This window comes from Paenibacillus sp. J22FR5 (assembly GCF_059691975.1).
In genome coordinates this window covers 1-25,318 of sequence record NZ_JCAUAN010000052.1, presented here as the reverse complement: position 1 = coordinate 25,318, position 25,318 = coordinate 1, and the positions used below count along the sequence as shown (strand labels likewise).

20 protein-coding genes and 1 rRNA gene are annotated in these 25,318 nt (G+C 48.8%); 6 read left to right on the top strand and 15 right to left on the bottom strand.

Annotated features, from left to right (window positions below; all coding sequences use genetic code 11):
* The 14 genes from AC58P7_RS32505 to AC58P7_RS32440 form a co-directional block, all read right to left on the bottom strand.
* Window positions 1–109: ribosomal RNA gene (locus AC58P7_RS32505) — 16S ribosomal RNA — on the bottom strand; the annotation flags it as partial.
* A 291-nt stretch (window positions 110–400) separates the two neighbouring features.
* Window positions 401–1,411, bottom strand: a complete 1,011-nt coding sequence (locus AC58P7_RS32500; protein ID WP_497350219.1) for a DUF1835 domain-containing protein — start codon at window positions 1,409–1,411, stop codon at window positions 401–403.
* Between the two features lie 27 nt (window positions 1,412–1,438).
* A complete protein-coding gene (ligA, locus tag AC58P7_RS32495; RefSeq protein ID WP_497350218.1) occupies window positions 1,439–3,460 on the bottom strand; it encodes an NAD-dependent DNA ligase LigA in 2,022 nt (673 codons plus the stop codon).
* Window positions 3,461–3,502: 42 nt separating this feature from the next.
* On the bottom strand, window positions 3,503–5,875 hold the full coding sequence (pcrA, locus tag AC58P7_RS32490) for a DNA helicase PcrA (protein ID WP_497350217.1): 2,373 nt from the start codon (window positions 5,873–5,875) through the stop codon (window positions 3,503–3,505).
* The gene (gene pcrB / locus AC58P7_RS32485; protein WP_497350216.1) at window positions 5,865–6,566 is read right to left on the bottom strand and encodes a heptaprenylglyceryl phosphate synthase; all 702 of its coding nucleotides are present in this window, start codon (window positions 6,564–6,566) and stop codon (window positions 5,865–5,867) included. The genes pcrA and pcrB overlap by 11 nt, the downstream gene beginning before the upstream one ends.
* A gap of 177 nt (window positions 6,567–6,743) precedes the next feature.
* Window positions 6,744–7,217 (bottom strand): hypothetical protein, encoded by a 474-nt coding sequence (locus tag AC58P7_RS32480; protein WP_497350215.1) that lies wholly within the window; start codon window positions 7,215–7,217, stop codon window positions 6,744–6,746.
* Window positions 7,218–7,447: 230 nt separating this feature from the next.
* Window positions 7,448–8,311 (bottom strand): spore coat protein, encoded by an 864-nt coding sequence (locus AC58P7_RS32475; protein ID WP_497350214.1) that lies wholly within the window; start codon window positions 8,309–8,311, stop codon window positions 7,448–7,450.
* A 28-nt stretch (window positions 8,312–8,339) separates the two neighbouring features.
* Window positions 8,340–8,564: a hypothetical protein gene (locus tag AC58P7_RS32470; protein WP_497350213.1), complete on the bottom strand. Its 225-nt coding sequence runs from the start codon at window positions 8,562–8,564 to the stop codon at window positions 8,340–8,342.
* Window positions 8,565–8,678: 114 nt separating this feature from the next.
* Window positions 8,679–9,614 (bottom strand): DUF4340 domain-containing protein, encoded by a 936-nt coding sequence (locus AC58P7_RS32465; protein WP_497350212.1) that lies wholly within the window; start codon window positions 9,612–9,614, stop codon window positions 8,679–8,681.
* On the bottom strand, window positions 9,611–10,999 hold the full coding sequence (locus AC58P7_RS32460) for a GldG family protein (RefSeq protein WP_497350211.1): 1,389 nt from the start codon (window positions 10,997–10,999) through the stop codon (window positions 9,611–9,613). The genes AC58P7_RS32465 and AC58P7_RS32460 overlap by 4 nt, the downstream gene beginning before the upstream one ends.
* 5 nt (window positions 11,000–11,004) lie before the next feature.
* Window positions 11,005–11,721, bottom strand: coding sequence for an ABC transporter permease subunit (locus AC58P7_RS32455; RefSeq protein ID WP_497350210.1), 717 nt, complete (start codon window positions 11,719–11,721; stop codon window positions 11,005–11,007).
* Window positions 11,714–12,793 (bottom strand): ABC transporter ATP-binding protein, encoded by a 1,080-nt coding sequence (locus AC58P7_RS32450; RefSeq protein ID WP_497350209.1) that lies wholly within the window; start codon window positions 12,791–12,793, stop codon window positions 11,714–11,716. Before AC58P7_RS32450 ends, AC58P7_RS32455 begins: the two co-directional genes overlap by 8 nt.
* A 128-nt stretch (window positions 12,794–12,921) precedes the next feature.
* Entirely contained in the window at window positions 12,922–13,320 is a 399-nt protein-coding gene (locus AC58P7_RS32445) for a DUF4166 domain-containing protein (RefSeq protein ID WP_497350208.1), read from the bottom strand.
* A 171-nt stretch (window positions 13,321–13,491) separates the two neighbouring features.
* Window positions 13,492–16,044 (bottom strand): U32 family peptidase, encoded by a 2,553-nt coding sequence (locus AC58P7_RS32440; RefSeq protein ID WP_497350220.1) that lies wholly within the window; start codon window positions 16,042–16,044, stop codon window positions 13,492–13,494.
* 262 nt (window positions 16,045–16,306) lie between these two features.
* On the opposite strand from AC58P7_RS32440, the gene AC58P7_RS32435 reads away from it, so the two are divergent.
* The 6 genes from AC58P7_RS32435 to AC58P7_RS32410 all read left to right on the top strand — a co-directional run bounded on the left by AC58P7_RS32435 (window position 16,307) and on the right by AC58P7_RS32410 (window position 24,665).
* The gene (locus AC58P7_RS32435) at window positions 16,307–19,567 is read left to right on the top strand and encodes an FG-GAP repeat domain-containing protein (RefSeq protein ID WP_497350207.1); all 3,261 of its coding nucleotides are present in this window, start codon (window positions 16,307–16,309) and stop codon (window positions 19,565–19,567) included.
* A gap of 44 nt (window positions 19,568–19,611) precedes the next feature.
* Complete coding sequence (locus tag AC58P7_RS32430) at window positions 19,612–19,863, top strand: acyl carrier protein (RefSeq protein ID WP_310501010.1); 252 nt, start codon at window positions 19,612–19,614, stop codon at window positions 19,861–19,863.
* A gap of 7 nt (window positions 19,864–19,870) precedes the next feature.
* The gene (locus AC58P7_RS32425; RefSeq protein ID WP_497350206.1) at window positions 19,871–21,070 is read left to right on the top strand and encodes a class-II aminoacyl-tRNA synthetase family protein; all 1,200 of its coding nucleotides are present in this window, start codon (window positions 19,871–19,873) and stop codon (window positions 21,068–21,070) included.
* 456 nt (window positions 21,071–21,526) lie between these two features.
* Window positions 21,527–22,345, top strand: coding sequence for a hypothetical protein (locus AC58P7_RS32420; protein ID WP_497350205.1), 819 nt, complete (start codon window positions 21,527–21,529; stop codon window positions 22,343–22,345).
* Between the two features lie 146 nt (window positions 22,346–22,491).
* Complete coding sequence (locus tag AC58P7_RS32415; RefSeq protein WP_497350204.1) at window positions 22,492–23,646, top strand: MBOAT family O-acyltransferase; 1,155 nt, start codon at window positions 22,492–22,494, stop codon at window positions 23,644–23,646.
* A 50-nt stretch (window positions 23,647–23,696) separates the two neighbouring features.
* Window positions 23,697–24,665 (top strand): sugar phosphate isomerase/epimerase family protein, encoded by a 969-nt coding sequence (locus tag AC58P7_RS32410; RefSeq protein ID WP_497350203.1) that lies wholly within the window; start codon window positions 23,697–23,699, stop codon window positions 24,663–24,665.
* A gap of 78 nt (window positions 24,666–24,743) precedes the next feature.
* On the opposite strand, the gene AC58P7_RS32405 is transcribed toward AC58P7_RS32410, so the two are convergent.
* Complete coding sequence (locus tag AC58P7_RS32405) at window positions 24,744–24,947, bottom strand: DUF2759 family protein (RefSeq protein WP_497350202.1); 204 nt, start codon at window positions 24,945–24,947, stop codon at window positions 24,744–24,746.
* Window positions 24,948–25,318 lie beyond the last annotated feature (371 nt).

Here is a 25,318-nt window from a genome sequence, read left to right as displayed (position 1 = left end):
TACTCACCCGTCCGCCGCTAGCTTATCCCGAAGGATAAACCCGCTCGACTTGCATGTATTAGGCACGCCGCCAGCGTTCGTCCTGAGCCAGGATCAAACTCTCCATAATAGATTTCCCCACAAAGTGAAGCGAAAGCTCCGAAGATAATTCCGATTACTTTCCGGGGGTCCCATAAGGGTTTGCTGATTTGTGCTCATTGACTTGCTAGCGAGATTTTGCAATCTCAATTGTAGTCACTTACGTGACTGAATTTGCTGATATGCTTCATTCATTTGTTCAGTTTTCAAAGAGCTTTATTGTGTTACCGTTTAAAGCGTTAATGCATCGCTCTTGCGGTGACAAGAACATATATTATCAGGTTTCAAAACGAAATGCAAGCGACTTTTTACATCCATTATCTTACAGCTTTGAAAACCCTGTTGTTACTGCATTTCGGCGCCAAACATTCTTCGAGCCAACCAAATGAACGCCACCGATCCAATCATCGATGCCATTCAGAAAGATATGATCACCTTTACTAGCGAGTATAAGTGTACCCACTTCTGTTATTATTACTCGATATGTTTCAAATTGCGGCGGCCATGCCTCACCGTACTTAGGGAGCTTATCTCCACCGCGCACATGAACTAAGGGCTTATCGCAACGCCACATCACATCCAGGATGCCCCAGAACTGCAAATCACCTAAGCCATACTCACTGGCTTGCTCCGATACGTTTTGAAATAAGGACAGAATGGATACCTCATTGTCCACTAACAGCTCAAGAATGAGCTGCTGAATGGCGGACAAGCCATTTTGAATAGATGGATAGCGAGCTGTGTGGGCCTCTAGGGCCTTTTTGAGAAAAGGGAGAGCTGTTAGATCTTCTTCTAATAAAGCAGCCATGGACAAAGGCTCAGAAGCCGAGTAGGCTGTCCATACCTTGCAGGCAAGGCGTAGCTGATCTTCGTCTACAGTCAACCACGCGCCATGCAAGTGAAGGGTTTGATCGACGGTTAACTGTCCCAAGCCATAGAAAGGGTCAACCCCTGGGAAGCAATCCACGCACAACAAAGACAGCAGAAAGGATCGATGAGGCAATTCGGCGATTCTCGAGAGCAAATAACACAGCATCAACTGGTCATATAAATCATGCTCAAACCACAGGACAACCTCGTCCACCTCATTCGAGAGGGTATCGAGCCTTTTTTCCTGCTGCAGGGTTTGGGTCTTGAATATATCCTCGGGTATGCCGTATCGCTGATTCATATAGGAAGCTCGAATAGATAAAAGGACGCTATCTGACATTTGCATGCCGATAGGTCCTTCATATAGCGACTCGCGCCACACCAAAATCTCACCGTCAATACCGGACGCGCGGAGCTTATCTCCGAACGAGTCTCCGTTTACGATATGCAGGGTTTTGGGCATGGCGCTGTCACCTCACTTCTATATAGTTTAAGCTTCACCTAGCAGTTGCAGAAGCTCCTGCTCATCTTCAATGATTCGAATACCAAGCTCTTGTGCTTTGGTCAATTTACTGCCTGCACTTTCACCAGCGATCACGATGTCGGTCTTTTTGGAGACACTGCCGGTAATTTTGGCTCCTCTGGCTTCGAGCTTTTTGGCGCATTCATCCCGTCCCATGGAGGAAAGCGTTCCTGTGAGGACGATCGTTTTGCCGAAGAACGGATTATCCTCGCTAGCCACGACAACTGGCGCTTCCTCCGCAACAGGATTAACGCCTGCTGCAAGCATACGCTCGATGCTGGACACCATCACCGGGTCACGGAAGAACGAATGAATGCTCTCTGCTACGATACCACCCACATCAGGAAGAGTGATGAGTTCCTCCGTCGTCGCTTCCATGATGCGAGAAAGGCTGCGATAGTGATCGGCCAGCACTTTGGTGGTGGTTTTGCCCGAGTTCGGGATGCCCAGTGCATACAGGAAAGACGCGAGATCGCGGGACTTGCTCTTATCGAGGGCGCCGAGTAGGTTGCGCGCCTTCTTCTCGCCGAAGCGATCAAGCTTCACGAGATCGTCGAACTGTAAGGTGTACAGATCCGCAGGATCGCGGACACCCAGCTCTTGATGCAGCTGTGAAGCGGTCATCTCGCTGAAAAATTCAATATCCATCGCATCGCGCGAAGCAAAATGCGCCATCCTGCCCACGAGCTGCGGACTGCAGCCGAGACGGTTGAGACAGAAGAGATGCGCGCCACGCATCTCCAGCTCACTACCACAGGACGGGCAATGCACCGGTGCCACGATTTCCTCTCCGTCATTCTCCTCGGTCACCTTACCGAGAATCTCTGGAATGACGTCATTGGAGCGGCGAATGTAGACGAGACTGCCGAGGGCGTGCTTGAGATTTTTGCGCTCGATGTCGCCAATGTTATTGAGCGTACAGTTCTGTACCGTCACACCTGCGAGATCAACCGCTTCTACGCGGGCTAATGGCGTTATTTTGCCTGTGCGGCCAACTTCCCAAGAAACACTTTGCAGCGTTGTCATCGCTTCTTCGGCTTCGAACTTGTAAGCAATCGCCCAACGCGGGAATTTCTCCGTATAGCCAAGTACTTCTCTCGTGCGCATATCCGTGAGTTTCACAACGCTTCCGTCAATGAGGAAATCAAGGCTGGACCGCTCCTCAGCGAGTTGTTCCAGCTCTGCGCTTACTTCTTCAATCGTTGCGAAATAGCGTGTACGATTGTTCACTTTGAAAAGGTTGTCGCGCAGAAACTGAACCATGTCCGCATGATTTTCAAATTGGACGTTATCTGAATAGCCAACGTTATAGAAGAAAGCGTTTAGTTTCCGTTCTGCGGTGATTTTCGGATTCTGATTGCGTAGGGCACCTGCCGCAGCATTGCGAGCGTTTTTGAGCGGTTCTACGGCCGTCTGGTTGTATTTTTCTAGGACAGACAGGAACATGATCCCCTCGCCTTGCACTTCTATCGTTCCTTGATCGTAAGGAATTTCAAGCGGGATGGATTTAATTGTTTTGATTTGGGCCAAAATGCCCTCGCCAACTGTCCCATTACCGCGTGTAGACGCTTGAACGAGCTGACCTTGCTCATAGGTGAGGTTCAGTGTCAGACCATCAAACTTAAGCTCCACGACGTAGGAGGGGGCTGGCAGGGGTGTTTCTGGGTTTTTACTATTGTAATCGGCAATGAGCTTGAGAACGCGTGTATGCCATGTTTGTAAATCTTCGGCATTCTGGGCTTTATCCAAGCTCCAGAGTCGAGCTAAATGGCGGTGCGGCTCAAAGCCTTTGAGCAGTTCTCCACCTACCCGATGGGTAGGCGAAGCAGGGAGGGTGACGCCTGTCTCCTGCTCCAGCTTCGTTAATTTATCATAAAGCGCATCCCACTCCGCGTCCGAGATCGTGGGTTGATCCAACGTGTAGTAATTATGGTTATGCTTGTTGATTTCTTGGATGAGGGTTTTCATTGCCGCGAGTTTATCGGTCATGGCGGGCTCTTCCTCTCTCATTGTAGTGTTAACGGCCCGCTCCTACACTTTCGTGATGGGAGCGAACTTCGCGAGCAGGCGCTTCAAGCCAACAGGCGCCGGGAAAGCAATTTGCAGCTCGGTGTCATCACCCGAGCCCTTCACGGATACGACGGTGCCGACGCCCCACTTGCCATGCGACACACGGTCGCTGGCTTTGTAGTCCGGCACCGCGCCGCCTGCGGCAGGCTGCGGAGCCCGGAACGCAGCCGGTCTCGACGCGGCCGCAGGGCTTGGCGCAGCCGCGCCAGCAGTTGGTCGTCCCCCGAAGGAGGACGGCGTGCCCCAGGTAGACGAGCCGGTGGTCGTGCCACGGCTCGATGCAGCGGCACTGCCGCTGCTGCCCCAGGACGAGGTGCCGCCGGAACGGCCACCTCGGGAGAACCCGCCGCTGGCGCCGCCAGCGGAGACGCTCTCCAGGAGTTCCTTCGGAATCTCCTGAAGGAATCGCGACGGCGCATTCGCAGCGGTGCGGCCGAAGAGCGTGCGCATCCGAGCGCACGTGAGGAACAGCTCTTGCTCGGCGCGCGTGATGCCGACATAGGCCAAACGGCGCTCCTCTTCGAGCTCTTCATTATCGGCGAACGCACGGCTGTGCGGGAAGACGCCTTCTTCCATCCCGATGATGAACACAACCGGGAACTCCAGCCCTTTGGCGCTGTGCATCGTCATGAGCACAACCGCGTCCTGCTCTTCTTCGGGTTTATCTTTGTCTAACGTGTCGATATCCGCGATCAACGCTAGATCAGTGAGGAAGGAAATGAGGGATTTATCCTCATTGCGCTTCTCGAAGTCCATGGTCACGGACAGGAACTCTTCAATATTTTCGAGACGAGCCTTGGATTCGATCGTATTCTCACGCTGCATTTCGACGCGATACTGCGACATTTCAAGGATTTTCTCTGTAAGCTCTGTTACGGACAAGTAGTCCACCATGCGGTTTAGGTTATCGACCATCTCTCGGAAATCAGCGAGGGCATGCTTCGCCTTCGTGTTGATTTCGAGCGAATCCACTTCTTCTAACATCGCAAATAGCGAAATCCCTCTGCGCCCAGCCATATCCGCCACTTTATCCATAGTCGTATCCCCAACGCCCCGCTTCGGCACGTTCACAATACGATTCAAGGAGATATCATCGTTCGGATTGGAAATCAGTCGCAGGTACGCCAAAATATCCTTAATCTCTTTACGATCATAGAACTTGACCCCGCCGACGATGGTGTAGGCGATATCGGATTTAATGAGAATTTCCTCGATAACCCGTGACTGCGCGTTCGTCCGGTATAAGATGGCGTGATCGCCGAATCTTTTGCCATTGGACTTATTCTTATTAATTTCATTCGTAACGAAATAGCCTTCTTCATACTCGGAATCAGCTTGGTACAGCTTAATCGCGACGCCGCCTTCTTTATCTGTCCACAGATTCTTCGGCTTACGGCCCGTGTTATTCGCAATGACTTTATTCGCCGCCTGCAAAATGTTCGAGGTCGAGCGATAATTCTGCTCTAACAGAATGGCTGTTGCATTCGGGTAATCTTCTTCAAAGTTGAGGATGTTGCTGATATCCGCTCCACGCCAACGGTAGATGGACTGATCACTGTCCCCTACAACGCAAATGCGCTTATGCTTCTCGGCAATCATCTGACACAGCATATACTGCGCTCTGTTCGTATCTTGATACTCATCGACATGGATATATTGAAATTTGTTTTGATAAAATTCCAGAACCTCAGGCACTTCTTTAAACAACTGAATGGTCGCCATAATTAAATCATCAAAGTCCAAGGAATTGTTGCTTCTGAGCTTTTTCTGATAGAGCGTATAAATCTTCGAGGTCAAACCATCAAAGTAGTCACCGATTTTTTCTTCAAATTGTTTAGGAGAAATGAGTTCATTTTTGGCTGTGGAGATAGCCGCTTGAAAGGTTTTGGGCTCGAATTTCTTGGTATCAATGTTGAGCTCTTTGCAGCAGGTTTTGATAACGGAAAGTTGGTCACCTGAATCAAGGATTGTAAAGTTCGAGGTAAAGCCGATCCGGGAAATATCTCTGCGCAGCATCCGCACACACATGGAGTGGAATGTAGAGACCCAGATATCGCTGCCACTACCGCCGACCAGCTTGCCTACACGATCTTGCATCTCACGTGCCGCTTTGTTCGTAAAGGTCAGAGCCAAAATGTTCCACGGCGCCGCTTTGCGCGTACCAATGAGGTAAGCAATCCGATGCGTGAGCACACGCGTCTTTCCGCTTCCCGCTCCAGCCATAATTAAGAGAGGGCCGTCTACGGCTTCGACAGCTTTGCGCTGCTGGGGGTTTAACTTTTTGATCGCTTCTAAAATATTGACAGTTTCATTCACGTTAGGGTTACCTTCCATTTCTATCAAAGTTCACATTCACGGTCTGAAGCGCCTGCTCCAAGTCACTATAAATAATATTGCCAACGACAATGGTGTCTGCCGCGTCCGCAGCTTGCTGGGCCTTGTCTAGGGAGTCGATCCCACCACCATATAATAACCGGGCATTCTCCAGCACTTGCCGCGTCCGACGGACGAGCTCCATATCACCGAAGGTCCCGCTGTATTCCAAATACACAATCGACATGTGAAAAAGCTTGTCCGCCATACGCGCATAAGCTGCTACGTCCTTGGCATCCAAGTCGGTTCGCGCTGAGGTCAGCTGGGCTGCCGTCGCGTCTTTATTCAATATAATGTAGCCCTCGGCTACGATCTCATCCCAATTCAGTAAAGCGCCATATTCCTTCAGCGCCTCGTGATGCTGCCCCACGATCCATTTCGGATCATCTGCATTCAGCACGACAGGAATCAAAAAGAGGTCAAAGCCTGGCACGATCGCTTCCTGATTCGAAATCTCCAAGACAACGGGAACTTCATATTGACGGATCCGTGATAGAAGATCTACCGTGTTATCGAACGTCAACCCTGAAGAACCACCTACTAGAATCGCATCCGTTCCAGATAAACAGAGCCGGTCCAGCGCCTCATCTGAGATGTCCCGGTCTGGATCAAGCTTAAATACATGCTTCCACTTGCGTATATCGACGATCAATTGTTTCCCTCCGATTAGGCGGCAGTTCTGCCATACTATCAACAGTCTATGCTACGTATACATAGCTGTCAAATGACAAAAGACGGGCTAATCGCCCGTCTTTTAGAGGAATATGCAACTGAACGTAGCCGATCTTCATGCAAGCTTCATTTACGCCAAAATACGCACAAATGTTCGTTACTTCACGACAATGTTGAGAATCTTCTCTACATTGATTTCTTTGTGGTCATTCTGCTGAAGCTCGAGTTTAATTTCATGCGCACCTGTTGTTAAATTCGTAAGGGTCAATGGGCCTGTCTTGCCAATCATCGCTTTCTGCTTGCCATCCACATAGAGATGTAGATGTCCTTCTCCCTGTACGTTGGCTTTATTCATGTCTTCTTCAGATAATTTGAAATTGGACGTTTGGTATGTGATCGTGACATTCTTTCCATCAACCTTGTAGTTGGCATCAATGGCAGGCTTTGCACCCGTCGTAGCCGCTTTCGTTCCTGTTCCTGTCTCCGTCTTCACTTGAACCGTTGTAGCGGTTCCCGCATCCTTCGCCCCTGTTGCTACGGATGGGATGACCTCATCTTTGGAACCGCATGCTGTTGTTAATGCTCCCAATACCACTAATGTAGCTGCACCATACACCCACGTTTTTTTCATCAGCTTTTGCACCCTTTTCCCTAAGTTTGGACATCCTATGTTCCTTATATATGTGTGCCAAGCCGTACTCATTCCTGAAATAGAAAAAAAGTGGGACAAATGGGAGCGGAAATGTTAACGACGTGCCACCGAAGGGATTTTAAAAGTAATTTGGAGAAGAGCAACAAAAAGACACCCTGCCAAAAGAAGCCAGGGTGTCTGCGAACGGTTGAAAATGTGATTACACTTGATTAGAAGTTATATTTACTACCTTCTTGCGACCTATTCATATATGAGTTGCCTTCGGAAGTCGACGATGGCATACCCGTTTGCGTGCGGGAAACAATTCGCGCTTGCGCAGGTCTACCTGCCCCTGTCATGCTGCTGTTCTCATTGGCATGACTAGAAGAAGCCGCATACCCCTGAGGTTCACGAGCATAGCTCGATGGCTCATGGCTTTGATTTTGGTAGCTGCGTGATTGGGTTTGGTTGTAGGAAGACTGCTGCTGTGTCTGATTCGGTACATATCCTTGACCCCGGCCTTGTTGATTGTTGTACACCGCGTTCGGGTACTGGTTGGCATAATTAACAGGTTGGAACGAAGGCATTGGCGCTTGGTGCAGCGCCGCCATTTGATTCTGCTGTTGACTCTGTTGCTGACTGTAAGGTTGAGTTTGCTGGGTTTGCGTTTGGTACGGTTGATGTTGTTGTGATGATGACAGTTGCTGTGATGGCGTCGCTTGCATCGGGCTCCGCTCTTGCTGCGGCTGCGTATAGCTTGTCAGAGAAGCTCCACTTACATGCTGTTGGACGATGGACTGCACCTGTAGAGCTGTTTGACTCTGCTTCTGCAGTTCTTGCCCAATCATCTGCTGCTCAGCCGATTGAATCTGATATCCGCCGAGTTTCTGAATTTCTTGAAAAACGAGTGCTTGATCATCCAATGTTTTTTGCAATAACGATTCAAAGGTCTGTCGAATGCCAGGATTCGCTGCTTCTAATGCCGCTGTTGTATATTCGCGCGCACAGCGCTTTAATTCAGAAAGGACGAAGTTGGCAAAGTCCAGATCTTCTAAGTCGACTTGCTGCTGTTGTTGCGTAATAGGCTGATACATGTGTCTTGCACCTCCTTGTAGGTTCGCATTAGTGGGTCATACCGGATTGTTGTTGCAGGGCATTAATCAAGACGCTCATATTTTGCAGGCGTTCTTGAGAAATATGAGACAACGTTTGCTTCAAAGATTGACTTTGGCTGTTCACCGAGCCTTGTACACAGAGCTTCGCTAACAATTCTTCATTCTTGAATGTATCCGTCAGATACGAAAGTTCTTTACCTGAAATTGATTGGTTTCCTTGTGTGTTGTACATGTGCATGTGACCTCCTTTCCTCTCTTTTATTTTTCCCAAAAAATGCCGTTTTATGTCGGAAAAATAAAAAAACTGCTCCACCACAGCAGAATCGCTGTAGGGAGCAGTTTATGATTAGGAAGCAGGCTGAGCTGCTGGTTTACCAGCATACGCATCTGCTAATTTCTGAATATCCTCGGCTGTCAGCACGTAGGCCCACTGCCCGCCCTGCTTGGCTAGCCAAACTTGGTCTCCGTTCAATTTACCTTGGTAGACGTCAGTAACGTCTTTACCGTTTACGGATGTTGCTATCTCCAACTTAAGCTCTCCGCCGGTTATCGGCTTCCCAGTTGCCGCTTGCGGGAGTTCCGCAGTATGCAGGAAGATGAGTTCATCCAGCAACGGACTTGCATCCGCACCTTTCATCTCTTTATCCCCTAGCTTCCAGTTCGCATCCGCAGCGACTTTATCTTTATCCGTCTTGGAAAGCGACCACGTCTGACCCTTCCATGTAAACTTGACACTTTGGACCTTGTCGTTCTCCAGTTGAATTGGGCTTGTAGCGGCAAAGTCAACTGGGGCTTTGTTCAGTGAGGTGAGTGATTGGTCACTAACCTGGTACACAGCAGGAGCACCTTCCACCTGAACGTAGGAGAAGCCTTCAATCGGAAGTGCAGTCCCTACGAGCAAGCCCTTTTTGGAACCATCCTTCAAGGTCACTTCATACGTGCCGACTGGTTTATCTAAACCATATTCAGCTAGATTGGTCGCTTGATCTTCCACAAGCTTGGTCGATGTGACCAGACCCAATCCATCCAACCAAGAGTCAACTTGATTCGAATTGATCGGCGCAGCCGCTGGCTTTTGCATATCCCATCCGGTTGTCGTGCGATTTAGCTGAATGTCTTGCCCCTCGGTTTTCACCGTAAGAGCTTGCACATCTTCTTGCTTCAGGGTCAGAAGAGACTTCGGTTCATCTTTTTTCTCTTGGAAGAAGTCTTTGCTCGAAGCGTACCAGAAACCACCGATGCAAATGACGACTAACAGAATGGTTGGAATAAACCGTTTCATCCTCTTCTCCTCCTCCACCAGATCAAGCCGCCTATCACGAGGAACAAGAGCGGTAAGAACACAATTGTAATGAGGAAAATCGTATTCGCTTGGCTAGGCGTAATCATCGCCTGTTGATATGCATCCCCTTGGCGTGGACGGATCGTGATTTGATCCTTTTGTTCTTGAAGCCACCCAATGCTATTCAGAGCAAAATCCTTATTTCCTTGATTCTGAATATCTTGATCCAGCACAAATGTAGAACCACCTAGAATAACCGCCTTAGGCTTGTTATCTTTGTCGGAAACTGCATAACCCAAGTTAAGAGGTCCCTTAACATCGGTCGCATCCTGCTTCGTTTTGGACTGCGCTAACAGATTGATGTCTGTTTCACCATAAGCTTTATCTGTCGTTTTCAACAGGAGCGATTTCGTGTAATCCGGCGCACTTTCATCCGCATTTAAGCTAACAGCCAATGAGAGCATCGTGACCAGATTATTGCTGGATAATTTGTTCGTAATATCATGAGAACCGTATTCCGGGATAATCGTTAACGGATCATACAAAGACGTTTGCTTCGCTTCAATCGCGATCGCATGTTGATCCTGAACACCATAAGTCTTCATAATGGCATCGATGTTTTTCCACTTCGTCGCCATATCCTTGTTGAAGCCCAGCGCGATATAAATTTTGCCTTTACCCTTCAAATACGCCTGAATGAGCTCAGCCTCTTTGTCGTTCAGGTCGTTTTGCGGCCCAAGCAGCATGAGCATTTGCGCATCATCCGGGATTTTGCCTTCAACGTAAAGGTTCAGATCCTTCACGTCATAGTTAGCAGCCGCCAGGCTGCTTTTGAAAATACTCATGGCAGATGCTGGGTACTCTTGATGACCGGAGAGCAAGTACACCGTATGTTTCTCTGTGGACGTCAGACTTTGAAGCGCCTGCGTAAATTTCTCTTCGCCAGAGAAGGTGTAAGAACCATCTTGCTGCCCTGTAAACAATTCATAGAAGTTGATGTTTTGCTTTTTGGTGCCCATTTCGAAAATAATCGTTCCGCCTTGGTCCACCCCATACTGCTTCGCCATCGAAGGCTGTTTCAGCATATCGTACTCGTCGTACGTGATTTTACCGCTAAGCTTCTTATACTCAGCCATCATATCCGTCACTTGACGAGTCACGAATTCATTGCCATCCCCATTGTTCGTGAATGCGATGACATGAATATCTTGATTCAGATTTTTGAGTGTCGTCGTTGTTTGCTCTGTAAGTGTGAAGTTTTTATTTTTCGTCAAATCGACCTGAAAGCCTTTCAGCGAGTGTAGGAAGATTGTCAGAATAATGAAAATGCCGATAACGGCGATTGATAGAACAGTCGCATTAGTTCCCCGTATCCACTTATTCATTCCGCTCACCTCCAACGCTTTCTTTCAAGGACTTGTATACAAAGAACCAGGAACACGGCTGTTAATGTGATGTAAAAGAGGATATCGCCCCCATGGAAGACACCTTTTTGCAGGTTGCTTAAATGGCTGGTCAAGGAGAATTGACCCACGTAATCCTTTAGTTTACCCGTCATACTGCCGCTAACCCAATCTAGAAGCCACAGCAACAGCAAAATAACAAAGCCTGAAATCCCCGCAACCATCTGGTTATTGGACAAGCTGGATGCAAACAAGCCAATGGCCATCATTGCACAGCCAAGCAGGAACATGCTCAGATAAGACAGCCAAGTCACAGGCTTATCCAGCGTTCCAAAAGCGGACATGATGAGCGGATACACCAAGCTGATCACTACTAGCCCAACTTGCACGATCAATGCGGACAAATATTTACCCAGCACGATTTCACCAATACCTGCAGGTGAGGTCAGCAGCAGCTCATCCGTACCTTGACGGAACTCATCCGCTACTAGGCGCATCGTTAAGAGCGGGATAATGAACAAATAGATGAAGGTGGTGTTGCCCACGATGGAGCGCGCATCCACAATCGGAGGTTGTCCATTCACGAAATTAATATAAAAGAAGAAGCTCGACAACAGCACATAGAAGGCAAACGCCACATACGCAACTGGCGAGAAAAAATACATTTGAAGCTCTTTCGAGCAAATGGCCCAGATTCTACGCATCGGTGTCTACCTCCTCTTTGGTTATATCGGCTGGCTCGTCCGTCGTCAGCTTGAGGAAAATATCCTCTAAGCTGAGGCTTTCCCGCTTCATCTCGAGGATCGGCAAGCCTGCGCTTGCGAGGCGGAAGAATAACGCTTCCCGGATGTCTTCCGCACGATCTGCGGAGGTGACGAGGAGCTTGACGGACTCCACTGGTGCTGATGGAGCGTCGGTTAAAGTGACTTCAGCCGCTTCGTCTTCTTCAGTGCCTGAATCCGCTTGTGGTACCGCGGCTTCAAGTGCTGCCACGCCCGCTGCTGGCGCGTCCACTTCTTTGACTTCGCCGACGGATGCCAAGCTGCGCAGCTCGGTCAAGATCCGCTCGCGAGGTCCCTTGACCTCGAGCGACACCTCGAACGTCTCGCCCATCGTGCGGCCGAGATGCTCGGGGCGCTCGTCGAGGACGACGCGGCCTTGGTTAATAATCAGAACGCGGTTACAAATCGCGTTGATTTCAGGCAAGATGTGCGTGCTCAGCAGCACGGTGTGGTTTTCGCCCAGCTCATGAATGAGCTGGCGGATCTCAATGATCTGCTTCGGATCGAGGCCGGACGTAGGCTCGTCCAGAATCAGCAGATCCGGTTGGTGCAGGATCGCTTGCGCGAGTCCTAAGCGCTGCTTATAACCCTTGGAGAGGGAGCGAATAATTTGCTTCTCGCGACCTTGCAGACCGAGCTTGTCGATGGCTTCGCCGACACGCAGCTTTTGCTCTCGCGCAGGCACATCGCGCAGGTTGGCGATGAAGCGCAGGTATGACTGTACCGTCATCTCCGGGTACAGTGGCGGTGTTTCAGGCAAGTAGCCGATCTTGCGGCGCGCCTTCTTCGGGTTGTCGGCCATGGAGTGACCATCCACCCATATTTGACCATGCGTTGGATTCAGGTAACCTGTAATCATGCGCATTGTCGTTGTTTTGCCAGCACCATTCGGCCCTAAGAAGCCGACGATTTCACCGCGCTGCATCGAGAAGTCGATGTTATGCACGCCGCGATCATTTTCGTACAGCTTGCTGACTTGTTTGACCTCTAGCATCCAAGATCCCCCATTTCTATTCGTTCGTATTATCATCATCACTATACGGGTGGAACAATAAACCAACATTAAGCGAATCTGAAAAATAGATTAAAAAAATGTGTCTAAATTGTGAACGTATCTACTTGTCACTCTCTACGTTCTTCACGAACCGGCTTAACATGCTGAGGAACTTGACCATCCTCTAGCTTAACATACGTGACCTCGAATGAGCCGCGATATCCAAACAGCGGGCCAAAGAGCTTATTCCGCACCTTAACTTCGATATGATACTTCCTGTCCTCCTCGTCGAACCATTCACAAACGTCCGCATATCCGGAAAATATCATCGGAAAACGAAAGCCAAGTGGTCCCTCATAGAAATATTGAGAACCCGAATGAAGACGCATGCCACCCCGCTCGGAAACGGACATAGCGATTTCAACAGCTAGATGTTGATGAGTTCCTAAATAATCAATAATTTGATTTCGCTTTTCACTAAAAATCATCGTCGCATCAAAACGACGCCTCTTGTATAAAATGTTCAACGTAAATGGGTTTCCCTTTGCGCACGAGTATACTCTTGTCTTACCTTTAACTTTGAGTGTGGCTTGGTATAAGTTTGATTATCTATTGGTCTTTGATAAAACAAAAAAAGCAGATCAAGACTGAGTTATCAGTCCATAATCTGCTTTTTTCTCCATGATGAAGAACATGAGTTACTTCACCAATTGCCCACGCGTAACGCCTAACTGGTTCGTCGCTTTCAATGAACGCCATACTTGCGTTCCGCTAATCTGACCGTCGATTGCCCGGCGATACAGGTCAAGAATTTCCGTTACTTTCTCCGGTGTCTCTTCTAAGAACTCAACACGGAACGAGCGGATGCCCAAATCCATGAAGTGGTTTAAATACTCCGCACCCGACTGATCTACCGCGTTGTACACGGTATTCCGGCAACCCTCATCCACACGAACGGGATGTGACATACCGACGCGGTCCTGCAACGAAACACGCTTCTCCTCGCAAGGTCGACCGCAGTTCGTAAAGTCAGTGCCTTCACTCAGGAACGTACAGTACACACAATGCTCGGTGTGGAACATCGGCATATGCTGATGGATCACCACTTCGAGCTTGGATGTTTCCGCGCGGCGAAGCAAGTCAACCATCTGCTGGATGTTCAAATCATATGAAGGTGTTACCTTCGAAAGACCCGCTTCCAAGAACAAGGTTGCTGCCTTATGGTTAGCGACATTCAATGAGAAGTCACCAATTAGCTGCGGTTGCGGTGCATCCGGGTTCTCAAGACGATGCTTTAAGAAATAGAAAGCGGCGCCTGTATTACGAATCAGAACGGCATCCGGCTTAAGCTTGAGAATATTGTTAAAATAGCCCGTTTCCCCTGGCATATGAATCCGCGGTGTCACGAGGGCGATTTTACGCCCAGCGGCATGAACGGCTTCAACTGCCGCAGGGAACTGCTTAATAAATTCAAAATCAGCATAAATCAAGCTGACGTCCGTCGTTGCCAGCACGGCCTTCACCTGATCGAGGTTACGGCAAAGTGCAGTCAACTCAACGGCACTGCGATCTGCGAGGGATAGAGCAGGTGCGTTAACGGCTGTCACCGCAGCGTGATGTTCCGTCACAGAAGCCGGCACGTCGTCATAAACGCCGACTTCACGCTTCATGTACGCGCGCGGCTTCTGCCGCTCGTCTTCCATCAACTCGACAGCCATGCGGCGCATGCTGTTCAGCTCACGCATCGGCACGATGAGTTCGCCGACAAGCTGGACATCCAGCTGGCTGAGCTCATAAATCGTGCCGCCTAGGCGACCGAACTGCTCGGTGAAGAGCTGTTCGTCCATCGGTCTTTTCTCCGCGCGAACCAGCGGAAGCTCGGACTGTACGAAGACGGTATGACCGCCTTTCACATCCGTCCACCAGCTCTTAAGCGGCTCGCCTTCTACACCGCTTATCTTCACGCTTACCGGGAATGTGCGGTAAGGCTTGTCGGTTTCGAACGTCTGGCGCAGACGTTTGTCCAGCGCAGGATCATTCGTCTTCCAGATGCGGTCGCCAACGTGCAAACGGCCAAGCTCCACATCGTTGCGTCCCATGACGATCTCAATGATGCCACCCTCGGCTTCGCCTTCGAGTTTCTCTCCCTTGCGGCGCAAATCGTAGATGCGCCCGCCTTCTTCTTTCTTCGTCGGATCCCCCGCGTCGAAGACAAGACCATCACCGCGCTTAAGCGGCGCTTCAAGTTCGCAGATCACGCCATCGCGCAGGATCTGCTTGATGCGGCCCACGAAAACTCCGCGGCTCTTCGGAAACGTGCCATCAACCAACTGCTTATTGTTGGTTCCATTCAGGAACCCAACGGTAAAGCCGCGTGAGAAGCTTTGCTGAAGCTCACGCACTTCCTCTTTGGACGGACGAGCGTCCTGTCCATCGAAATAACGATCAATCGCTTTGCGATATTTGCTCACCACATTGGCCACATATTCAGGGGTCTTCAGACGCCCTTCAATTTTAAAGGAACGAACGCCCGCTTCGATCAACTCGGGTACGATTTCAATCGCCGCCAAATCCTTCGGCGATAACAAATACGTGACATCACCCATCGGTTTTTGAACACCATCAACCATCAAATCATACGGCAAACGACAAGCCTGCGCGCACTCTCCACGGTTGGCGGAACGGCCTCCCCACATTTCAGAGGTTAAGCATTGTCCTGAATAGGACACACAAAGGGCACCATGCACGAAAACTTCCATCGGAAGCTTCGCTTGATCGCCGATTTGCTTAATTTGCTTCAGGTTATTCTCACGTCCTAGAACAACACGTTCGATATCGAACGGTTTCGTAAATTCAACAGCCTCTGGCGATGTAATCGTCATCTGCGTTGAGCCGTGAATCGGGAAATCCGGTGAGATTTCGCGAATCATTTTAACCAAGCCCAAATCCTGTACAATCACCGCATCCACGCCTGCATCGACACACGCTTCAATTAACTGTTTGGCATCGTTCAACTCTTCCTCGAACACGAGAATGTTAAACGTCAGGAAGCCTTGAACACCATATAGATGAAGGAACGACATAATATCCGGCAGCTCGGCCATCGTAAAGTTATGCGCTCTCGCTCTCGCATTGAATTTCTCCACACCAAAAAACACGGCATCCGCCCCATTGGCAACAGCCGCTCGCAAACAATCCCAATCCCCCGCAGGGGCCAATAATTCGACATCTTTTCTGCGTATCGTACGCATGGCAGCAAATCCTTTCAATTTCAATCCTCGGGTAACCCTCAAAGTCTTCTCTTTAGTGTAACAGAAACGATAGGTAGGAATCTAGGGCAGGAGATAACTGCACGCAAAGCCAATATCCGACAATACAAAGCGTTTCCATGCCTTTAGAAGTTAACAAACGTACCCATGAATGCTATAATGGCAAGGATAGTGACCTTTATTGACAACTCTCCCATGCTTCGCAAGGGCGAATTGCAATCTTTCTAGCAATCGAGGGATCCTTTTGAATTTGTCGAAAATTCGCGTGCTTCAATACCTGATCGGGCTAAGCCTCGGCTTACTGCTCATCGTGCTCTTGCTTCTATTTTTGCCAAAAGCCCAGGAAACTAAGCTTCTCTATGCAACGAGCGGAGATTCTTATGATCCTGCAGCCTATAGTAATTTTCAGCAAACCTTACAAGCAGGTGTTCAAATTGATAGAAATAGTTTGCTCACATTCTCTACCCGTCAGCTTCGCAAATACGACGCCTTGTACTTGGATCCAGCACTAGCGCAAGATCCTACTTGGTCCGAACAAGCGGAAAAGCTCATGACTTTCGTCAAGCAAGGCGGCCATTTATTATTAGAAAATGAGTTTGCTGATCGATTCCCACTTGATTTCCTAGGTGCAGCTCACATTGTTGATTTAAAAAAGGTGCCACTGCATACTTTAGGTTCGCCCTTGCTATCAGGGAATACGCTGCAACTCAGCTATCCGCAGGTACCTGTTAATCTACAAGGCATTCAACAAACCTTTCAATTATTTACGACTAGTTATCTCAAACATAATACGATGGACAATTTACCTGGTTTTAACCTTGGATACGGTTTCGAGCCTGCTTCGGGTCAAACGATTGTTAACATGTCTAACCCATTGGAATCGAAGCAGCCTGTCTCCCTTGTCATGCAAAATCGCGTAGGCAAAGGTGCTGTATTAATCAGCAGCAATTTCCTGCCGAACCGTTACTTCCCTACGGGCTATGATATGAAGAGCGGTGCGGATCTGAAGTTAGGCTTTGATAGGCTCGCAGCGAAATACCAAGCGGAGAGCAAACCCTCGCCCGGAACGACTTACTTCAATAAACGAGCGTTACCGATTGAGCCTTATTTCGAATTTGCTTTTGCAGCTGCCAACATGCAATATCGCAGTGAATTACTGGCATATGTCTCGAAGGAAACGCTCGGATTCAGCGTAAAGAAAAGCCTTGGCCCTTATGGAAGGCCGGCGATGGCGTTTCAGAACCATTTTGAGGCGATGCCGGCGATCGGGCAAAAAGACGGCATTGCTTGGGCGGAGAAGCTCAAGGCGTACAACGAGGTTCCCTCGTTTACGCTCGTCCGCAACGCCTTCTACTGGGGGGAATGGCGCGAGAGCGTGACGGTGCAGCTGAACACAGGAACGAACGATAAGCCGTCGTTCGTCGGTGAGCTGCCCGGCTCGGGCTACGCGAGCGGTTTGCATGTGATGGCGGCCGGCATTCCCTTGCGCCAAGCTGCGTTTCCAGAATATCGCGATCTGGCGAGCGCGATTGAAAAGCCTTACCGCGCGTACCCGGCCGCCGCGGATCTGAACGGCGACGGCCGCACGGACTTGCTGGCCGGCAGCAGTGATGGATTCGTGTATGTTTACACGAATCTAGGTGCGGATGCGGCGGCTTACGTAAGCGAGCCGCCTCCGCAGGGCATGGCGCTGCCCGACACATTCGGCGCGCCTTCCCGGTTATTGCTGGAGAGCGGTGCACCGCTCCAGCTTGGCCCTTACAGTGCCGTTCACGCCGCCGACGTGAACGGGGATGGCCGCACGGACCTCGTCGCCTCCGACGAGTCCGGCGCGGTATGGCTCCTGCCGCAGCTCGCTAGCGGCAAGTTCTCTCCGCCCGCGGCGCTGAGCGCGGGCGGCAAAGCGCTGCAGCTGCCCGGAGGGCCTGCAGCGCCGAGCGTCGCCGACGTGAACGGCGACGGCAAGCTCGACCTCGTCCTCGGCGCAGCCGATGGGCGAGTGTGGCTGTATCAGGGCCGCAGCGCAGCGGCCCTGGACCTAGCAGAAGGCAGCGTGATTGCGACGCTGCCGAATAAGGCCACGCACGCCGCGCCAGCGGTGCGTGATATGAACAGCGACGGCCGACCCGACATTGTGGTCGGCAGCAGCGACGGGGACCTGCAGGTGTTCCTCCAAGGCTCTGACGGCGCTTGGACAGCACAAGGTCCCCTCGCAGGGATAACCTTGAACCAAGTTGGCAACCACGCGTTGGTTGCTGGGCATTATTCCGTTCCTTTATGGTTGGATCTCAATCACGACGGAAACGACGATCTCATTGTGGGCGGTATCGAATTCGGATCTCCTGTGTCGATCGATGACCCGCACTTTCCATATAAAGCGGAGTTAAACGAGTTCATTCAATATGCGCGCGATCATTATTTACAACTAAATCCGCATACATTTGTGCATAATTTTAAGAGTGCTGAGGACGAGAGAACAGAATTCAACCTGCATAAACAAGCTTTTGATAAGCTTGGTATTCCTTGGTTGCATCCTGGAACGAACCAGCACACCTGGCGCATTAATAATGAAGATCATGATCAGACTCTGCAAACGGAAAAAGAGCAAGGCATGTGGTACAACTTCGGATTCTTACCTTCCGAATCACCTGTGCTCGCCCGTCCAGAATCAATCTGGTCGCTTCCATTCCTTTTACAAGATGAGAAAGGAAAGACCGATGCGACGATGCTCATTCATGCACCTACACCAGTCTTGAGGCCTGCGGGTGACAATCTGAACACGGATGTATTCGAATCGATGGTTGCGCAGGATATGCCGATTGATTATTTCGAACACATTGAATACCATTTCCCTGATGAAGCCAAGGTTGCCAATTTAACGGAATTCGCTGATTACTTCAATAAGTTTCGTACGAAACATGATTATAACTTTATGTCCGAAACCCAGATGGCCAAATCCTTCTTAACCGCGATGAAAAGCGATGTGAAGATCAGTCAGTCTTGGGGCTCCTATTTGTGGGATCGACTGAAGGATCGTCTTAGCAGAGGCAGTCCGCACTTCCATGCTACGCTATCGGTAGATGCATCAGCCGTGCCTAGTTTAGCAGAAGAGTACAAAGATACCTTAGGGGTCATCATCGACAAGGGTGATAAACTAGTCCTTTACTCCCTGCAAAGCGATGCCAGCATCTACACCACGATAAATAATAAATTTTATCTAGGTTTAACCAAGAAAACTGCGATTCATATAGGTCCCACCAAGCAACAGTTCCATGTTGTGCGTTCGAATGTTCCGTTTACCCTGACAGGTGAAGGAAGCACGCATCGCTTGAAGCTTGAATCTGCAGGTCTGCAGCAAGTTAAACTCTTTAGTCCTAGTGAGCTCAAGTTTGAGTCATCCGATGCTACCATCGTCTATGATGCATCAACCGGAACGTACACAGTGACCCGTTACGGTGACGTGACGACACTTTCCTTTACCGGCACTATCACAAAAGTACAGTAACCTAGCATTCACCCATTTTTTCACCAACCAGGAGGCTTTCCCCCATGTCTAATTTGTTAGAAGAACTAGAGCAGCATATTCGCGAGCGTTACGAAATTGCCGAGGACGATGACGATTTCGATGTTGATGTTCATCTGTTCGATTACGGGTTCATCGATTCCGTAGGGGCTACCGCCCTTATCGCTCATATTGAGAAAACGTATAATCTGCAAGTAACGAATCAAGATCTGATGCTCTATCCCATGAACACGGTGAGTGAAATTGCCGAATTTATTTCCAAGAAGACTGCGAGGTAACTGACTCATGAACACATGTAAAATTTCGTTGGCCGGTCTAGCAGAAAGCCAACACGGACAAGTCAAATATGCCTCCGCATTCGCAGACGAGCATATTCAAGATATCGCTTTAGTCGATGGTCACATTCATATTACCCATAATTCTCCTAATGGCGACAAGGGCATTATTGAACGTGTCGAGCGCCTGATTGAACGTTTCTCCCACGGCGATTTCGGATTCAAAGAAAATATTTTATTCGAAAATAAAGTGAACACGCCTTATGAAGGCGATATTATTGCTGAGCTTGTTGAACGCAAAGCGATTAAAGTGCTAGAGCCTGGTCTCTTCATTTTCCGCGAGCCTTTCTCCAGCTTGATGCGTTTCCTTGACTATTCATTCGTAACGAAGATTGCAAAGCGTTTTGAGGGCATGCAGGAGGAGCAATATCCGGCTGTCATTCACAGTCATACATTGAACAAAACCAATCACTTCACTTCATTCCCTGAGCATATTCATTTCGTTACACATCTGCGTGAGGATCTTGATGTGATCGAGTCGTTCTCTCAATCCATCCGTGAAGCTGGTGGTTGGGATCAAGAGAAGCCTTTGGCGCTGGACAACAATATGGTGAAGCCAAATTTCATGATGAATCCTTCCACGTGCTATCACTGCTATGAAGGTCTGGAGAACGAAACCTTGGAAGGCGACGGCATTGTGGTAACAGCCATTGCGAAATGTCATCGTTTTGAGTCCAAAAACCATTCCGACTTCGGTCGCCTGCTCGACTTCTCGATGCGTGAAATTATTTTCGTTGGTAAGCCTGAGTTTGTGAAAGAAAATCGTTTGAAATCCATTGAATATCTGAAAGAATTGGCCGTAGAGTGGAACGTAGACAGCATGATGGAGATCGCGAACGACCCGTTCTTTACGAACGACTTCCAAGTGAAAGCGTCTTTCCAACGCAACCAGGAGATGAAATATGAGCTTCGCTTGAGCATCCCTCATGTGAAGAAGTCCATCGCCTGCTCCTCTGTCAATTTCCATAGCAATACGTTCGGCAATGCGTTTAATATTAAAATGGGCAAGCGTAACGCCGTTACTGGCTGCGTAGGCTTTGGTATTGAGCGCTGGGCTTTCGCGTTCCTCGCACAATACGGTCTCAACGAACAGCAATGGCCTGCTACGTTCCGTGATCAGTTCCACGCTTGGCAAGAAAAAGCTCTGTAATTCTTAGTTAACCCCCTCTCCACGAATCGGCGTCCTGTATGGTTGTTCTGAGCCGATTCTTGAGGGATGTTGTAAAATGTGCAACATTTTAGTACGATAACGATCGGTTTGGTGTTGGTTGTTGCATTAGTTACAACATGATGAGCCAAAAACAACGATTTGGACGAAATTCGCTTTAAAAATGTTGTATGTAATGCAGCTTACGGCTCTTTTTTGCTAGAAATCAGTCATAATGTTGCACAATATACAACTTCAACACTAGCTTATTTATGAGTTGTCTCTCGCCCAACTTTGTACGACTATCCAATTTTCGATGTACTACAGCATTTACCTCCACTACGAAGATAATGAGTGATTCCATTGAAAGCAGCCACTTTTCTCAAAAAAAATAGCTTTGCCCTCGGCCTGTTACTCGCCATCGTCGTCTCCGACCTGCTCATCTCATGGTGGAACCCGATGGCGTCTTCACGCCGTTTTTACAAAAATGACTTTACCAAAACGCTCTTCCATCACAACTGGTCCCACACGGGTCCGGTTTTCTTCGGTAATTCGTCCGTAACGGGTGCTTATATCGAAGAGAAGTCTGACGCCCATTTAGTTGAGATGGGGCTTTCCTATGGGAAGCTGACGGACCTTAAGGGCATTCTGAAGGACAACCTGTATCAGGTGCAGGAAGAGCTTGTTATCGGGATTGATGTGCATACGATGCTCGACGCCCTGGAAACCGACCCGACCTATCAATGGTTTAAGCCGTGGTATCAGCCTTATGTGTACACATACCGTGACTACTTCCGTGATTCTGGCGAGGAGTTTGCTCGCAACCTCAGCAAAGGCAGTTTAGCCTATGAGCCACGCTGGATTGATAAAGAGCTATACCCGGGTCGCATAGACGACGCAGCTCTCAAAACCAAATGGGATGACTACCATAAACGCTTCGGCGCCATGACCTTGAAAGATTTTAAAGACAATTTGGATGCCTTACAGTGGGTGCTCCAATATGCCGATGAGCATGAGCTCGCGCTGCGTGTGATTTGGATGCCGTGGAACAAAGGCTATGCCGATCCTCCCTACGTCGCTTCACTTAAGGAAACCGTCAACGGCCAGCTTAAGGCCGCCAATATCCCTACGTTGGATCTCATGCATACCTATGACCCGCGCTACTTCCATGATCTGGTCCACCTGAATCGTGAAGATGGTGCGCCGCTATTTACGAAGGAGGTTGACACATGGTTAAATTCCTTAGGAAAACCGTCGAAATCCTCATCTACCTCGTGATGCTTTACTTGGTTTTCATTTATTTTACCGGCAAGGGATTGTTCATCTACGAAAAGTTCTAAGATCAGTTCTACAAATCTAGCCTTGGATCCACCGAATCCAGCATCAGCATCCAGCATTTCTAGCAAGCGAGGAGTTCTTTAGCTATGTTTTATATGCACATGAACGCGATGGTCGCGATGAGTGGCATGATTGCCGTTCTGATGCTCACCCGCAAGTGGGCGGATAATAAGCGCATATTGATGATTATATTCAGCCTATGCTTTCTACTGCTGTTTAGTAAAAAGCTGGTTGTCTTCTATGGCGCTTTTACCATCATTAATTATCTGGGCTTTGTTTATTTGTGTCGGACGACGCTGTGGCGGAAAGCTACCTTTATTTTCGGCATCGCCGCGAATATCGTGGGCGTATTTCTCGGTGTTCGCTTCTTCGTAATGGGCATTTTCCACAATCCGATGTTCGATGCGATTATTTATCTAGGCCTCATTTATAACGTACTTAAAGTGATTGATTCGTATTATTTCGCTTATTTCTTTGGAAAAGAAGGCGAAGTGCCCGCGATTGATTATGCGAACTATATCTTGTTCATTCCGACTTTTACCTCCGGACCGATTCTGAAATTCCGCGATTTCATGGCCGACAGCAAGAAGCCTTACACGGTAGATGCCAAACTGTTCGAGGACAGTGTAAAGCGTATTATCCTCGGCTTATTCAAGAAAATTGTTGTTGTGACGTGGATGACCGGCATTTTCGATAACGTCTTAAAGCATGAGCTTCACGCCTGGGAATCTTTGTTCCTGCTCATTTGGTTCTATGCGCTCATTTACTTCGATTTCTCTGGCTATTCGGATATGGCAATCGGTTTCGGTCGATTAATGGGCTATACGATGCCTGAGAACTTCAAAAAGCCTCTCCTCTCGCCTTCGATGACGCAGTTTTGGCGGAATTGGCATGCGACGCTGGGTGATTTTTTCCGAGACCACATCTTCATGTTCTTCTCGCGCAAAACCCCTTCGGTCCGGCTAACCGCAAGCCTCTCCATCCTCATCATGGTGCTTATGGGTTTATGGCACGGCTTTACCTGGTTGTATTTCCTCTACGGGCTGTACCATGGGATCATTATCGCGATCGAGAATATCTTTAAACTTACAACCGTGAATAAGAAAAAAGTATCCAAACCATACTTCTACTTCCGCTGCTTCGTTACGCAGGCACTGGTTACGTTCTCGGTCATTATTTACAGCTCAAATTATGATACTGTGCTTCGTATCTACAAAGGCTTGCTTCATTTTACTGGATGATAGTGGTATAATTTGATCTGATTGTTTACCAATTATGGAGGTGTAACCTAATGAAGTTAGGCGTTTTTATGGTTCTATTCGGTGGAAAACCTTTTGAGGAAGCGCTGGATTATATTGCTGCGAAAGGCTTGGAAGCTGTTGAGATTGGTACGGGCGGCTATCCGGGTACTGCGCATTGTAACCCAAGTGAGCTCCTTGCTGATGCAGGAAAACTAAAAGCTTTTAAACACGCGGTAGAGTCCCGCGGCTTGACGATTAGCGCACTAAGCGCTCACGGTAACCCTCTTCACCCGCAAAAACATATCGCCAAAGAATTTCACGATGCTATTATACAAACGATTGAATTGGCTGAACGCCTTGAAGTTCCTGTTGTTAACACGTTCTCAGGCTGCCCAGGTGACCATGAGGATGCCAAATATCCGAACTGGCCGGTAGCGCCTTGGCCGAACGATTTCCAAGAGATTTTGGACTGGCAATGGACGAATAAAGTCATTCCTTACTGGAAAGAGACAGGTAAATTCGCTGCAGATCGTAATATCAAAATCGGTCTAGAGCTGCACGGCGGATTCTCCGTACATACACCAGCTACCCTTCTTCGCCTTCGTGAAGCTGCAGGTGAGGCGATTGGTGCCAACCTGGATCCAAGTCACATGTGGTGGCAAGGCATTGATCCAGTACAGGCTGTACAAATCCTCGGACGCGCTAACGCGATTCACCATTTCCATGCGAAAGATACGTCGCATGACTACAATAACACGAACCGTTATGGTGTAACAGACATGCAATCCTACGCGAACATGCTGGACCGTTCTTGGCAGTTCCGTTCCGTTGGCTATGGCCACGATATGAAGGTATGGGCAGACATCATCAGCGCTTTGCGTCTAGTTGGTTATGACTATGTCGTCAGCATTGAGCACGAAGACGGCTTGATGTCCGTTGACGAAGGCTTCTCCAAAGCCGTACAAAACCTGCAACAAGTACTCATCAAGGAACCGCTTGGTGAGATGTGGTGGGTGTAATCTGAAAAACAAAAAGCCCGCAAGCTGAAGATCTTACGATCTAAAGTCCTGTGGGCTTTTTTGGGTTGCTTGTATGTACTACCAGCCTTTGATCATGACAACATCCATGAAACCGAATACGAGTAGGGCTACAGTGGCAAATCCGAGGGCAAACAAATTTCTTTTAGGGTTGATCAATTGTCTGATAACAGCTATTGCAATAACCACTGTGAAGATTAAAACATAGATATCAAAGCTTGTATACGTGCTTGTTGATGCTTCAGCTGCTTCTGCGAATAACATGGTGAAACCTCCTTATAGTAACTCGGTGCAAGGCACACGTCCTGCTATTTTAATACTATGTTAGCTCGATTGGACACGAGATGCAAGTAGTTGCATCGATGTGTAACAAGTTTGTCACCTTTTGTTTGGGATTAAGCCTATTTTAGGAGCCTATATATGCGGATTTCTTAAATATCCCTTGTACGTATAAAATGTCCATCTAGACGCGTATTTATAACTCTAATCCTACCGTAATTTCTACGCTAGGTTTAGCGATACATTTAATCGAGTAGGAGGGGACGGCTAGTCCCCGACCTCTCACACCACCGTACTTACCGTTCGGTATACGGCGGTTCATGAAATATTCCGTAATGAGTTGTATTTGTCCAACA

Excerpts from the sequence above, each read along its gene's own strand:
- pcrA (WP_497350217.1), bottom strand. The coding sequence starts at position 5,875 with ATGGAAGGTAACCCTAACGTGAATGAAACTGTCAATATTTTAGAAGCG.
- AC58P7_RS32425 (WP_497350206.1), top strand. The coding sequence starts at position 19,871 with ATGAACACATGTAAAATTTCGTTGGCCGGTCTAGCAGAAAGCCAACAC.
- AC58P7_RS32420 (WP_497350205.1), top strand. The coding sequence starts at position 21,527 with ATGGCGTCTTCACGCCGTTTTTACAAAAATGACTTTACCAAAACGCTC.
- AC58P7_RS32440 (WP_497350220.1), bottom strand. The coding sequence starts at position 16,044 with ATGCGTACGATACGCAGAAAAGATGTCGAATTATTGGCCCCTGCGGGG.
- AC58P7_RS32465 (WP_497350212.1), bottom strand. The coding sequence starts at position 9,614 with ATGAAACGGTTTATTCCAACCATTCTGTTAGTCGTCATTTGCATCGGT.
- AC58P7_RS32475 (WP_497350214.1), bottom strand. The coding sequence starts at position 8,311 with ATGTATCAGCCTATTACGCAACAACAGCAGCAAGTCGACTTAGAAGAT.
- AC58P7_RS32450 (WP_497350209.1), bottom strand. The coding sequence starts at position 12,793 with ATGCTAGAGGTCAAACAAGTCAGCAAGCTGTACGAAAATGATCGCGGC.
- AC58P7_RS32430 (WP_310501010.1), top strand. The coding sequence starts at position 19,612 with ATGTCTAATTTGTTAGAAGAACTAGAGCAGCATATTCGCGAGCGTTAC.
- AC58P7_RS32455 (WP_497350210.1), bottom strand. The coding sequence starts at position 11,721 with ATGCGTAGAATCTGGGCCATTTGCTCGAAAGAGCTTCAAATGTATTTT.
- AC58P7_RS32470 (WP_497350213.1), bottom strand. The coding sequence starts at position 8,564 with ATGTACAACACACAAGGAAACCAATCAATTTCAGGTAAAGAACTTTCG.
- AC58P7_RS32460 (WP_497350211.1), bottom strand. The coding sequence starts at position 10,999 with ATGAATAAGTGGATACGGGGAACTAATGCGACTGTTCTATCAATCGCC.
- AC58P7_RS32405 (WP_497350202.1), bottom strand. The coding sequence starts at position 24,947 with ATGTTATTCGCAGAAGCAGCTGAAGCATCAACAAGCACGTATACAAGC.
- AC58P7_RS32410 (WP_497350203.1), top strand. The coding sequence starts at position 23,697 with ATGAAGTTAGGCGTTTTTATGGTTCTATTCGGTGGAAAACCTTTTGAG.
- ligA (WP_497350218.1), bottom strand. The coding sequence starts at position 3,460 with ATGACCGATAAACTCGCGGCAATGAAAACCCTCATCCAAGAAATCAAC.
- AC58P7_RS32415 (WP_497350204.1), top strand. The coding sequence starts at position 22,492 with ATGTTTTATATGCACATGAACGCGATGGTCGCGATGAGTGGCATGATT.
- AC58P7_RS32500 (WP_497350219.1), bottom strand. The coding sequence starts at position 1,411 with ATGCCCAAAACCCTGCATATCGTAAACGGAGACTCGTTCGGAGATAAG.
- AC58P7_RS32480 (WP_497350215.1), bottom strand. The coding sequence starts at position 7,217 with ATGAAAAAAACGTGGGTGTATGGTGCAGCTACATTAGTGGTATTGGGA.